A 13,039-nucleotide genomic window follows, 5' to 3' on the forward strand; every position below is an offset into this window, starting at 1 on the left:
GTAAGAATAAGAAAAAATGATGCCCCGCAACAGGGCGTTGCCGCCGGAACGGTTTGTTTTCCAAACAGCAGCATATAAATACGATGTGGGCAATTATACCGTTTCATGCCGTCTGAAAACAGGGTTTTTCACGCAAAAGCCAAAAAATTTTGCCGGACAGGCAGCGGCTGACAGCAATAAGCTGCTGCAGCGTGCATATCCGGCAAAATTCAGGCGGCCAATACCGCCCGAAGGCCTCCGTCCCAATCCAAAAACGGATTTTCAGACGGCCTTACTTTCTATTTTCAAGTGCAACATCAGTTAACAAAGGTTGGAAGATATTCAAGAATAAAACACTTGGCGTTTCATAGCCAAGTGTTTTTCTTGGTCGATGGTTCAGTTCATCCTGAACCTGCCGTATTTCCTTCCCACTGATTTTCCTGAAATCCGTCTGTTTCGGGAAGTATTGGCGTATCAATCCATTGGTATTTTCATTCGTTCCCTTTTCCCAAGAGCGGTACGGACGGCAGAAATAGGTTTCCGCTTTCAATCCATCAGCGATTTTCTTGTGCCGGTAAAACTCCTTACCGTTATCCATCGTAATCGTGTGTACCCTGTCTTTATGCGCCTTCAATACCCTGATGACAGCGTTGGCAGTATCTTCGGCTTTGAAGTTCTTCAACTTACAGATAATGGTGTAACAGGTAACACGTTCGACTAAGGTCAGCAATGCACTTTTTTGGTCTTTGCCGATGATGGTGTCAGCTTCCCAATCGCCGATGCGCATCCTTTTGTTGACGGTTTCGGGACGGTGTTCGATACCGACACGGTCAGGAACTTTGCCTTTGACCCATGTTTTGCCGCCGTATTTTTTACGGTAGGGTTTGCTGCATATTCTGAGGTGTTGCCACAATGTCCTGCCATTGTTCCTGTTTTGGTGCAGGTAGCGGTAAACAGTGCTGTGGTAGAGCTTAGTCTGGTGGTGTTTTTCGAGGTATCCGCATATTTGCTGTGGGCTGAGTTTTTGACAGACAAGGGTGTTGATGTGGCCGATGAGTTGTCCGGTCATTTTGTAGGGGGAACGCTTTTTCTGTTTGCATTGGCGGTCCGGCGTTTGTGCGATTTGTGTGATGGTTTGCCGGCGGTAATGATGCTGAATGTGGTATCGTTCGTCTTGGGTCAGTTGTGTGTAGCTCATTGCAATCTTTCTTGTCAGGAAAGGCAGTATGCTGCCGCATACTGACCTTTTCTGTTTTGCAATGTTGCGCTTGATAGGCGAATCCGCTGCGAAGTGCAAATTGACGGACAAACCTTCACCCAAGATGAATTGGCAAAATTTGAACCAATCCAAACCGCCAGCCGACTGCGTATCCACACCCAAGCCGGCAGCCATATTATGCTGCTGGGCGGCGAACCCTTGCCACATCCGACCTTGATTTGGTGGAACTTCGTCGCCGATCATCAAACCGCCCTAGAAAAAGCCGTCGCCGACTGGAACAGCGGACATCCCCGTTTTGGTAACATCGACATCAGCGGCACCACACTCACCCGCCTTATATAGTGAATTAGCCAAATTTCCAGTACATATCAAACCCAACATGCCCGTCATTCCGACGAAAGTCGGAATCCATTTCGGCGGCTTAGGTAACTGTTTTTCTTTACGGTTTCTGAATCTGATAGATGGATTCCGACTTTCGTCGGAATGACGAGTATGTTTGAAAATCGTACGGTTTATTAAGTGGATTCACTATAGCACCTGAGCTTAGTGCAAAAATAGGGTAGCGTCGTGAAATAATAATGCCGTCTGAAATTGGGTTTTCAGACGGCATTTTTGCAGGAAATTTGAGATTTTAGAGCGCTTGTCAGTTTGATTTTTCAATCTGATAAAATCATCCTTTACAAGAAACATTTCCAGACGGCCTTGGATATCTCCCAATGCCGTCTGAAAACTGCAAATCCGGCTTTAGAACTTCCAACCGATTGATGCGCCACCGGTGTAATCGCCATAATTATTAGCGCTACCGGAAAATTTGATGATCATCTTGCCGTTGTCCGACACTTTGGAATAACCCAAAGCAACAGCGGAAGCGCCACGGTATGTACCGGCGGATATGGCAACCAGACTTTCATTCGGATTCATCGCCTGCGGCAGCAAGCCGGTTGCAACAGCGGAAGCGACACCGCCTCTCAGTCTGTTATCAACATTGGTGATTCGGTCATGAGTTTGAATCAGACCACGATCCAACTGCGCCTTATTCACTGCGTCGGTTGGTTGTACAGCCTCAGCTACATTAGTGATGCGACGCTCATTACCCACAGAACCAACAGAAACTGTATTCACTTCATTTGCAACAGAGCCTTGACCCAAAGCAACTGAATTAGCAGCCATTGCTTTAGCACCGTAACCATAAGCAGAAGCATTATTACCCGAAGCTTCAGCATTCACACCTGAAGCTACAGCTTTATCACCAGTTGCTTTTGCATCTTTACCCATACGGGTCGATTCCCTACCCAAGTTAAGATCTATTGTGCCGCTCGAATCTTTACCATTTTTATCTGTCGAGTTGAAATCTTTTGATAAATCTTTTACAGCATTCTCAACGCGTGCAGTCAGTTTCTCTACTTCAATCTTAGCTCTGTCCACTTCGGCCTTAGCTTTAATTTCAGAAACTTTTGCGTTCGCTGCAGAACCTGCAGCTGCTGTTTCAGATGCTTTGGCGTTGGTTTCTGAGTCTTTAGCATTTGCTGCTGAAGCAGCGGCTTTGTTTGCTTCGGTTTCAGCTTTATTCGCCTGAGTTTCAGCTTTATTGGCTTCTTCGCCAGCTTTGGTTGCTGAAGCGGCTGCGGCATCTTCAGAAGTTTTAGCATTTGCTGCTGAAGCAGCGGCTTTATCAGCTTCTTCTTTAGCTTTGCCTGCTTCGGTTTCAGCTTTGGTTGCAGAACCTGCCGCTGCTGTTTCAGATGCTTTGGCGTTGGTTTCAGATTCTTTAGCTTTAGTCTCAGAGTCTTTAGCATTTGCTGCTGAAGCAGCGGCTTTGCCTGCTTCGGTTTCAGCTTTATTCGCCTGAGTTTCAGCTTTATTGGCCTCTTCGCCAGCTTTGGTTGCTGAAGCGGCTGCGGCATCTTCAGAAGTTTTAGCATTTGCTGCTGAAGCAGCGGCTTTGTTTGCTTCGGTTTCAGCTTTATTCGCCTGAGTTTCAGCTTTATTGGCTTCTTCGCCAGCTTTGGTTGCTGAAGCGGCTGCGGCATCTTCAGAAGTTTTAGCATTTGCTGCTGAAGCAGCGGCTTTATCAGCTTCTTCTTTAGCTTTGCCTGCTTCGGTTTCAGCTTTGGTTGCAGAACCTGCCGCTGCTGTTTCAGATGCTTTGGCGTTGGTTTCAGATTCTTTAGCTTTAGTCTCAGAGTCTTTAGCATTTGCTGCTGAAGCAGCGGCTTTGCCTGCTTCGGTTTCAGCTTTATTCGCCTGAGTTTCAGCTTTATTGGCTTCTTCGCCAGCTTTGGTTGCAGAACCTGCGGCATCTGTTGCTGAAGCAGCGGCTTTGTTTGCTTCGGTTTCAGCTTTATTCGCCTGAGTTTCAGCTTTATTGGCTTCTTCGCCAGCTTTGGTTGCAGAACCTGCGGCATCTGTTGCTGAAGCAGCGGCTTTGTTTGCTTCGGTTTCAGCTTTATTCGCCTGAGTTTCAGCTTTATTGGCTTCTTCGCCAGCTTTGGTTGCAGAACCTGCGGCATCTGTTGCTGAAGCAGCGGCTTTGTTTGCTTCGGTTTCAGCTTTATTCGCCTGAGTTTCAGCTTTATTGGCTTCTTCGCCAGCTTTGGTTGCAGAACCTGCGGCATCTGTTGCTGAAGCAGCGGCTTTGTTTGCTTCGGTTTCAGCTTTATTCGCCTGAGTTTCAGCTTTATTGGCTTCTTCGCCAGCTTTGGTTGCAGAACCTGCGGCATCTGTTGCTGAAGCAGCGGCTTTGTTTGCTTCGGTTTCAGCTTTATTCGCCTGAGTTTCAGCTTTATTGGCTTCTTCGCCAGCTTTGGTTGCAGAACCTGCGGCATCTGTTGCTGAAGCAGCGGCTTTGTTTGCTTCGGTTTCAGCTTTATTCGCCTGAGTTTCAGCTTTATTGGCTTCTTCGCCAGCTTTGGTTGCAGAACCTGCGGCATCTGTTGCTGAAGCAGCGGCTTTGTTTGCTTCGGTTTCAGCTTTATTCGCCTGAGTTTCAGCTTTATTGGCTTCTTCGCCAGCTTTGGTTGCAGAACCTGCGGCATCTGTTGCTGAAGCAGCGGCTTTGTTTGCTTCGGTTTCAGCTTTATTCGCCTGAGTTTCAGCTTTATTGGCTTCTTCGCCAGCTTTGGTTGCAGAACCTGCGGCATCTGTTGCTGAAGCAGCGGCTTTGTTTGCTTCGGTTTCAGCTTTATTCGCCTGAGTTTCAGCTTTATTGGCTTCTTCGCCAGCTTTGGTTGCAGAACCTGCGGCATCTGTTGCTGAAGCAGCGGCTTTGTTTGCTTCGGTTTCAGCTTTATTCGCCTGAGTTTCAGCTTTATTGGCTTCTTCGCCAGCTTTGGTTGCTGAAGCGGCTGCGGCATCTTCAGAAGTTTTAGCATTTGCTGCTGAAGCAGCGGCTTTATCAGCTTCTTCTTTAGCTTTGCCTGCTTCGGTTTCAGCTTTGGTTGCAGAACCTGCCGCTGCTGTTTCAGATGCTTTGGCGTTGGTTTCAGATTCTTTAGCTTTAGTCTCAGAGTCTTTAGCATTTGCTGCTGAAGCAGCGGCTTTACCTGCTTCGGTTTCAGCTTTATTCGCCTGAGTTTCAGCTTTATTGGCCTCTTCGCCAGCTTTGGTTGCTGAAGCGGCTGCGGCATCTTCAGAAGTTTTAGCATTTGCTGCTGAAGCAGCGGCTTTACCTGCTTCTTCTTTAGCTTTGCCTGCTTCGGTTTCAGCTTTGGTTGCTGAACCTGCGGCATCTGTTGCTGAAGCAGCGGCTTTGTTTGCTTCGGTTTCAGCTTTATTCGCCTGAGTTTCAGCTTTATTGGCTTCTTCGCCAGCTTTGGTTGCTGAAGCGGCTGCGGCATCTTCAGAAGTTTTAGCATTTGCTGCTGAAGCAGCGGCTTTATCAGCTTCTTCTTTAGCTTTGCCTGCTTCGGTTTCAGCTTTGGTTGCAGAACCTGCCGCTGCTGTTTCAGATGCTTTGGCGTTGGTTTCAGATTCTTTAGCTTTAGTCTCAGAGTCTTTAGCATTTGCTGCTGAAGCAGCGGCTTTACCTGCTTCGGTTTCAGCTTTATTCGCCTGAGTTTCAGCTTTATTGGCCTCTTCGCCAGCTTTGGTTGCTGAAGCGGCTGCGGCATCTTCAGAAGTTTTAGCATTTGCTGCTGAAGCAGCGGCTTTACCTGCTTCTTCTTTAGCTTTGCCTGCTTCGGTTTCAGCTTTGGTTGCTGAACCTGCGGCATCTGTTGCTGAAGCAGCGGCTTTGTTTGCTTCGGTTTCAGCTTTATTCGCCTGAGTTTCAGCTTTATTGGCTTCTTCGCCAGCTTTGGTTGCTGAAGCGGCTGCGGCATCTTCAGAAGTTTTAGCATTTGCTGCTGAAGCAGCGGCTTTATCAGCTTCTTCTTTAGCTTTGCCTGCTTCGGTTTCAGCTTTGGTTGCAGAACCTGCCGCTGCTGTTTCAGATGCTTTGGCGTTGGTTTCAGATTCTTTAGCTTTAGTCTCAGAGTCTTTAGCATTTGCTGCTGAAGCAGCGGCTTTGCCTGCTTCGGTTTCAGCTTTATTCGCCTGAGTTTCAGCTTTATTGGCTTCTTCGCCAGCTTTGGTTGCAGAACCTGCGGCATCTGTTGCTGAAGCAGCGGCTTTGTTTGCTTCGGTTTCAGCTTTATTCGCCTGAGTTTCAGCTTTATTGGCTTCTTCGCCAGCTTTGGTTGCAGAACCTGCGGCATCTGTTGCTGAAGCAGCGGCTTTGTTTGCTTCGGTTTCAGCTTTATTCGCCTGAGTTTCAGCTTTATTGGCTTCTTCGCCAGCTTTGGTTGCAGAACCTGCGGCATCTGTTGCTGAAGCAGCGGCTTTGTTTGCTTCGGTTTCAGCTTTATTCGCCTGAGTTTCAGCTTTATTGGCTTCTTCGCCAGCTTTGGTTGCAGAACCTGCGGCATCTGTTGCTGAAGCAGCGGCTTTGTTTGCTTCGGTTTCAGCTTTATTCGCCTGAGTTTCAGCTTTATTGGCTTCTTCGCCAGCTTTGGTTGCAGAACCTGCGGCATCTGTTGCTGAAGCAGCGGCTTTGTTTGCTTCGGTTTCAGCTTTATTCGCCTGAGTTTCAGCTTTATTGGCTTCTTCGCCAGCTTTGGTTGCAGAACCTGCGGCATCTGTTGCTGAAGCAGCGGCTTTGTTTGCTTCGGTTTCAGCTTTATTCGCCTGAGTTTCAGCTTTATTGGCTTCTTCGCCAGCTTTGGTTGCAGAACCTGCGGCATCTGTTGCTGAAGCAGCGGCTTTGTTTGCTTCGGTTTCAGCTTTATTCGCCTGAGTTTCAGCTTTATTGGCTTCTTCGCCAGCTTTGGTTGCAGAACCTGCGGCATCTGTTGCTGAAGCAGCGGCTTTGTTTGCTTCGGTTTCAGCTTTATTCGCCTGAGTTTCAGCTTTATTGGCTTCTTCGCCAGCTTTGGTTGCAGAACCTGCGGCATCTGTTGCTGAAGCAGCGGCTTTGTTTGCTTCGGTTTCAGCTTTATTCGCCTGAGTTTCAGCTTTATTGGCTTCTTCGCCAGCTTTGGTTGCAGAACCTGCGGCATCTGTTGCTGAAGCAGCGGCTTTGTTTGCTTCGGTTTCAGCTTTATTCGCCTGAGTTTCAGCTTTATTGGCTTCTTCGCCAGCTTTGGTTGCAGAACCTGCGGCATCTGTTGCTGAAGCAGCGGCTTTGTTTGCTTCGGTTTCAGCTTTATTCGCCTGAGTTTCAGCTTTATTGGCTTCTTCGCCAGCTTTGGTTGCAGAACCTGCGGCATCTGTTGCTGAAGCAGCGGCTTTGTTTGCTTCGGTTTCAGCTTTATTCGCCTGAGTTTCAGCTTTATTGGCTTCTTCGCCAGCTTTGGTTGCAGAACCTGCGGCATCTGTTGCTGAAGCAGCGGCTTTGTTTGCTTCGGTTTCAGCTTTATTCGCCTGAGTTTCAGCTTTATTGGCTTCTTCGCCAGCTTTGGTTGCAGAACCTGCGGCATCTGTTGCTGAAGCAGCGGCTTTGTTTGCTTCGGTTTCAGCTTTATTCGCCTGAGTTTCAGCTTTATTGGCTTCTTCGCCAGCTTTGGTTGCAGAACCTGCGGCATCTGTTGCTGAAGCAGCGGCTTTGTTTGCTTCGGTTTCAGCTTTATTCGCCTGAGTTTCAGCTTTATTGGCTTCTTCGCCAGCTTTGGTTGCAGAACCTGCGGCATCTGTTGCTGAAGCAGCGGCTTTGTTTGCTTCGGTTTCAGCTTTATTCGCCTGAGTTTCAGCTTTATTGGCTTCTTCGCCAGCTTTGGTTGCAGAACCTGCGGCATCTGTTGCTGAAGCAGCGGCTTTGTTTGCTTCGGTTTCAGCTTTATTCGCCTGAGTTTCAGCTTTATTGGCTTCTTCGCCAGCTTTGGTTGCAGAACCTGCGGCATCTGTTGCTGAAGCAGCGGCTTTGTTTGCTTCGGTTTCAGCTTTATTCGCCTGAGTTTCAGCTTTATTGGCTTCTTCGCCAGCTTTGGTTGCAGAACCTGCGGCATCTGTTGCTGAAGCAGCGGCTTTGTTTGCTTCGGTTTCAGCTTTATTCGCCTGAGTTTCAGCTTTATTGGCTTCTTCGCCAGCTTTGGTTGCAGAACCTGCGGCATCTGTTGCTGAAGCAGCGGCTTTGTTTGCTTCGGTTTCAGCTTTATTCGCCTGAGTTTCAGCTTTATTGGCTTCTTCGCCAGCTTTGGTTGCAGAACCTGCGGCATCTGTTGCTGAAGCAGCGGCTTTGTTTGCTTCGGTTTCAGCTTTATTCGCCTGAGTTTCAGCTTTATTGGCTTCTTCGCCAGCTTTGGTTGCAGAACCTGCGGCATCTGTTGCTGAAGCAGCGGCTTTGTTTGCTTCGGTTTCAGCTTTATTCGCCTGAGTTTCAGCTTTATTGGCTTCTTCGCCAGCTTTGGTTGCAGAACCTGCGGCATCTGTTGCTGAAGCAGCGGCTTTGTTTGCTTCGGTTTCAGCTTTATTCGCCTGAGTTTCAGCTTTATTGGCTTCTTCGCCAGCTTTGGTTGCAGAACCTGCGGCATCTGTTGCTGAAGCAGCGGCTTTGTTTGCTTCGGTTTCAGCTTTATTCGCCTGAGTTTCAGCTTTATTGGCTTCTTCGCCAGCTTTGGTTGCAGAACCTGCGGCATCTGTTGCTGAAGCAGCGGCTTTGTTTGCTTCGGTTTCAGCTTTATTCGCCTGAGTTTCAGCTTTATTGGCTTCTTCGCCAGCTTTGGTTGCAGAACCTGCGGCATCTGTTGCTGAAGCAGCGGCTTTGTTTGCTTCGGTTTCAGCTTTATTCGCCTGAGTTTCAGCTTTATTGGCTTCTTCGCCAGCTTTGGTTGCAGAACCTGCGGCATCTGTTGCTGAAGCAGCGGCTTTGTTTGCTTCGGTTTCAGCTTTATTCGCCTGAGTTTCAGCTTTATTGGCTTCTTCGCCAGCTTTGGTTGCAGAACCTGCGGCATCTGTTGCTGAAGCAGCGGCTTTGTTTGCTTCGGTTTCAGCTTTATTCGCCTGAGTTTCAGCTTTATTGGCTTCTTCGCCAGCTTTGGTTGCAGAACCTGCGGCATCTGTTGCTGAAGCAGCGGCTGCTGTTGCTGAGTTTGCAGCTGCTGTTGCTGAGTTTGCCGCTGCTGTCTCTGATGCTTTAGCATTAGTTTCAGAAACTTTTGCGTTCGCTGCTGAACCTGCGGCTTCTTTTGCAGCTGCTATGGCTTGATTTGCTGCGGTTTTGGTTTCATCTAAGCGGGTTTTGAAGTTGTCTGAAACCCCATAAATCACTTTACCGCTTGCATCGGTTGTTACTTTCAGATCTTCTGTTGCACCAAAGGTGATGGTGTCTTCGCTACCTAAAGACCAAGTTTTTGCATCGCCAGTCGTATTAGCTTTTTCAGTTTCATTATTGGCTACTTTAAATTTAAAGGTTGTATTGTTAACCTTGTTGAGTGCAGTAGTTGCTGTTGTTTGAGCTGCTGCTGCTGCATTATTTGCCTGAGTTGCAGATGTTTGTGCAGCATTTGCTGTTCTTTGAGCCCCAGCTGCTGCAGTATTAGCTTGATTTGCAGATGTTTGTGCAGCATCTGCTGTTGTTTGAGCATTGTTTGCAGCAGTTCTAACTTCTGCTACCGATTCATTTACTGCAGTAATTGCATCGTTAATTGCAGTGGCAACCGTTGTTGCGGTGGTTAAGCCTGCAACATTAGCAGCACTACCGCCTGTTGCAGAGGCCTTTCCGTTTGTAACGGTGATGCCTTGGGTTTTTACATCAAATTTCACGTCAGAAGCGTTATTGCCGTCTGAAACCACTGCTGTGGTGTAAGCGCCGTTGGTGAAATTAACTTTGCCGTTGTTGTTGATGCGGGATTTGTTAGCACCATTTTGTGCGATATTAAAGCCAACATTATTGGCAACATGATAAAGCTGGCTGCCGTTTACCGCATCGGTAGAATCAGCGCTGATCTTGCCTGCTGCTACATTTTGAATTTGGCGTTCTTTGCCTGCAGCCCCCACAGAAACTACGCCGTTATCTGTAGCTGGAACACCAGCAAAAGCAACAGGCGTGCCGTCAGTGCCCTGGTCATTTTTGGTAGCAAGCTGTTTTGCATTATCACCTATATTTACCGCATCGGTTACCGAGTTTGCACCAAGAGCAACAGAAAATTTGTGTGTTGCTGATGCGTTGTTACCGATGGCAACGGCTCGTTCAGCCGTTGCACTGGCACGACCAGCAACAGCATCACCATCTGCACTACCGATAGCAATGGATCGATTGCCAGTTGCTGAAGCTCGACCGCCCACAGCAACGGAATAGTCGATTGCATTGGATAAATAGCCCAAAGAAGTCGCACCTGCACCAGCACTTGCCCCCGTACCGAATGCAGAAGAAATGCCGCCATTTGCTGTTGCACCATAACCTACGGCAGTGGTATTCCACTCCTGTGCTTTAGCATTGCCACCGATGGCGACAGTGCTCGCCTTTGCCGCTTGGGCATTACCACCAATGGCAATCGCCGCATCGTTCAGGGCTTTGGCGTTGGCACCGATGGCAATCAGATTGGTTGGCGTTTTGTCGCCAGATTTTGTATCGTTTTGCACTGTTGCACCAGTACCGATAGCAATACCGTTCACAGCATCAGACACAGCACCGTTACCGATCGCCGTAGTGCTTGCCCATTTTGCAGAAGCACCACCCAAAGCAATAGCGTTATTGCCTGTTGCATTTGCACCCGCACCGATGGCGGTAGCATTAACGCCGTTACTTACGCTGCTAAGACCTACTGCAGCTGCGCCTGCGCCTGTTGCATTTGCGCTTGAACCGATAGCTGTGGTATTTGCACCATTGCCCAAGCTGCCATTACCCAATACTGCTGCACCTGCACCTGTTGCATTTGCACCTGCACCGATTGCGGTAGCATTAACGCCGTTACTCACGCTGCTAAGACCTACTGCAGCTGCGCCTGCGCCTGTTGCATTTGCGCTTGAACCGATAGCTGTGGTATTTGCACCATTGCCCAAGCTGCCATTACCCAATACTGCTGCACCTGCACCCGTAGCATTCGCCCCAGCACCGATGGCTGTGGCATTGACGCCATTACTTACGCTGCTAAGACCAAAAGCGGATGCACCTGTACCTGTTGCGTTTGCGCCAGAACCGATTGCAGATGCGTTAGCACTACCTGCAACTGCATCTGCACCGAAAGCAGATGCTTTTATTGCTGCTGCATTTGCACCACCACCTACCGCAGTCGCACGCTCGCCGTTTGTTCTGGCATTATAGCCCATTGCAACTGCAGTTATGCCTGTTGCATTGGCAGTGCCAATCGCAATAGCTCCATTGCCATTTGCTTTATTAAGATTCTTACCACCACCAATGGCAATGGTATTGGCATCACCGCTTGCTTCTGATTTAGCGCCAATAGCAAGACCATCTACTGTTGAATACTTTATTATCCCTGCTGTGGTCGCAGCACCAGTAACAGTAACAGGACGACCCGCTACTGTTGATATTCCTCGAGCAGTTACAGGTATGCTAGAAATATCAAAATTACTATTGTCATTGGTACTTGAAATCGCCGCATAACTTTGCCCCGCCAAGCCTAAGCCCAACGCTAGTGAAACCGATATTTCGGTTAATGAAAAACGACTATCAGCAACATCGGTTGCTTTTTGATTTGATGAAACGCTTGATTTAACTCGTCCTTTTGCTAATTCAGAAACAGCAACCCAAGTTTTTGTAGCATGATTGAATACGACGCGGAAGATTTTATTCATTTTAAAAGAAACCCTTATTAGCTCGATTTAATTATCAATATGAAAAAAGTTTGACGTATTTTAACTGATATTTACCGAAAATTGTTGAAATAAATTCTTATCAAATCAAAAATATAAACCGATATAGTGCATTCACTCAAAAAAAAAGCAAATCAGCAAGTTAAAGATGGTTCGATAAATTTTCTCAACGACAAATAACACACCAAGTAATCTTTATCCGTCATTCCAGCGGAAGTTAGAATCCATATCGGTGGAGTAGGTAACTGTTTTTTTCTTTACAATTTCTGAATCTGAAAGATAGATTCAGAATTCCGTCAGAATAACAGGCATATTTGAAAATCATATAGATTATTTAAGTGAATTCACTATAGGTTGGCTCTGTTTTTTGAATTATTCTCATCAACAACCAAGCGTTTAAAAATAAAATTTTCAAATATAATCAATATTTTGTTATTATAATTATTTATTAAAAATACTGTTCAAGATCCGCAACAGGCCGTCTGAAAATGGGGGAAACGTATTTCCGTGCAGCCAAAAACGGGACGGGCTATTGAAGCATACCGATATAAAACCAAATGGTTTATAATGCGGGCTTTGTTATTTTTTACGGAAGCCGAACCATGAATCCTCAAAGTGCCATTATTCCGGACCACTGCAAAGCCGCTGTGTTTATCGAGGCGGATATCCGTGTCGGACAGCTTGAAACGGTTAAAGCCGCCTGCCGCCAAAGTATTGCGCTGACCGAACACCTGCAGCAGCGTTTTGAGGGTTGCGCTTTGGGGGCAACGATTGGGTTTGGCGACGGGGCATGGAAGGCGTTCGGCCATCACAAGGAAGGCGGCGAGTTGAAGCCGTTTCGTGCTTTGGGCGGCGGTTTGGCTCCGGCAACGCAGCATGATTTGCTGATTCATGTTCAGGCTTTGCAGTTTGATGCGGCGTTTGCGCTGGCGCAGGAGATGCTGGCGCTGTTTGGTGAGAGTGTTACTGTCGTTACGGAAGAGCACGGCTACCGTCTGTATCAGGAACGGGGGTTGGACGGTTTTGTGGACGGTACGGAAAATCCGCAAGATGAAAAGGTTGCGCAAACGGCGCTGATTCCTGCCGGCAGGCCGGATGCGGGCGGGAGTTATGTTTTGCTGCAAAAATATCTGCATGATCTGAAAAAATGGGACGCTCAAGGCGTTGCCAAACAGGAGGCGTGTATCGGCCGTACCAAGGATGGCGATGAGGAACTGGATAAAAGCGCGCGCCTGCCCGATTCGCATTTGGGACGGGTGGATTTGAAAGAAAACGGTGCGGGGCTGAAAATCGTCCGCCGCAGTCTGCCTTTCGGTAAAATCAGCGGTGAACACGGGCTGATGTTTTTGGCCTACTGCCACACGCTCTATAATATCGAGGCGCAGCTTTTGAGTATGTTCGGCGGGCGGGACGGGCAAACCGATTTGGTGTTGAAACATCTGGCAACCGCTGTTTCCGGTGCGTATTATTATGCGCCGCCGCTGGAGCGTTTGGGCAGGCTTTGAAGTTTCTGCCCGTATCCGTCAGAGGCCGTCTGAAAATGCTGTTTCTGCCAAGCGGGAAAAGTGGTTTTCAGACGGCCTTTGATGTGGA

Annotated in this window: 6 protein-coding genes and 1 pseudogene; 4 read left to right on the forward strand and 3 right to left on the reverse strand. The window is 48.0% G+C overall.

All coding sequences use genetic code 11. The features are described 5' to 3' along the window. Positions 1–16: 16 nt before the first annotated feature. Positions 17–304 (forward strand): hypothetical protein, encoded by a 288-nt coding sequence (locus PJU73_RS03880; protein WP_272607612.1) that lies wholly within the window; start codon positions 17–19, stop codon positions 302–304. On the opposite strand, the gene PJU73_RS03885 is transcribed toward PJU73_RS03880, so the two are convergent. Then, entirely contained in the window at positions 272–1,177 is a 906-nt protein-coding gene (locus PJU73_RS03885) for an IS30 family transposase (RefSeq protein WP_272607662.1), read from the reverse strand. The genes PJU73_RS03880 and PJU73_RS03885 overlap by 33 nt on opposite strands. A gap of 93 nt (positions 1,178–1,270) precedes the next feature. Here PJU73_RS03885 and PJU73_RS03890 point away from each other — a divergent pair, with 93 nt between their 5' ends. Continuing rightward, on the forward strand, positions 1,271–1,540 hold the full coding sequence (locus tag PJU73_RS03890) for a pirin-like C-terminal cupin domain-containing protein (RefSeq protein ID WP_237090877.1): 270 nt from the start codon (positions 1,271–1,273) through the stop codon (positions 1,538–1,540). 402 nt (positions 1,541–1,942) lie between these two features. Here the strand turns inward: PJU73_RS03890 and PJU73_RS03895 are convergent, their stop codons facing one another. Further along, the gene (locus PJU73_RS03895; protein ID WP_272607614.1) at positions 1,943–10,939 is read right to left on the reverse strand and encodes a YadA-like family protein; all 8,997 of its coding nucleotides are present in this window, start codon (positions 10,937–10,939) and stop codon (positions 1,943–1,945) included. Positions 10,940–10,952: 13 nt separating this feature from the next. On the opposite strand from PJU73_RS03895, the gene PJU73_RS03900 reads away from it, so the two are divergent. Next, positions 10,953–11,237 (forward strand): hypothetical protein, encoded by a 285-nt coding sequence (locus PJU73_RS03900; RefSeq protein ID WP_272607615.1) that lies wholly within the window; start codon positions 10,953–10,955, stop codon positions 11,235–11,237. An 83-nt stretch (positions 11,238–11,320) separates the two neighbouring features. Here the strand turns inward: PJU73_RS03900 and PJU73_RS09590 are convergent. Continuing rightward, positions 11,321–11,428 (reverse strand): annotated as a pseudogene (locus PJU73_RS09590) (ESPR domain-containing protein); the annotation flags it as partial. A gap of 620 nt (positions 11,429–12,048) precedes the next feature. Here PJU73_RS09590 and PJU73_RS03905 point away from each other — a divergent pair. Continuing rightward, positions 12,049–12,951 carry a Dyp-type peroxidase gene (locus PJU73_RS03905; RefSeq protein ID WP_237091978.1) on the forward strand — a complete coding sequence of 301 codons (903 nt, stop codon included), beginning with the start codon at positions 12,049–12,051 and terminating at the stop codon, positions 12,949–12,951. Positions 12,952–13,039: the final 88 nt, after the last annotated feature.

The sequence above is a fragment of the Neisseria lisongii genome, from assembly GCF_028463985.1.
GTDB classification, from domain to species: domain Bacteria; phylum Pseudomonadota; class Gammaproteobacteria; order Burkholderiales; family Neisseriaceae; genus Neisseria; species Neisseria lisongii.

Bases quoted from the DNA above. Each gene is read 5' to 3' on its own strand.
- PJU73_RS03880 (WP_272607612.1), top strand. From the start codon at position 17: ATGATGCCCCGCAACAGGGCGTTGCCGCCGGAACGGTTTGTTTTCCAA.
- PJU73_RS03885 (WP_272607662.1), bottom strand. From the start codon at position 1,177: ATGAGCTACACACAACTGACCCAAGACGAACGATACCACATTCAGCAT.
- PJU73_RS03895 (WP_272607614.1), bottom strand. From the start codon at position 10,939: ATGGGCTATAATGCCAGAACAAACGGCGAGCGTGCGACTGCGGTAGGT.
- PJU73_RS03900 (WP_272607615.1), top strand. From the start codon at position 10,953: ATGCCTGTTGCATTGGCAGTGCCAATCGCAATAGCTCCATTGCCATTT.
- PJU73_RS03905 (WP_237091978.1), top strand. From the start codon at position 12,049: ATGAATCCTCAAAGTGCCATTATTCCGGACCACTGCAAAGCCGCTGTG.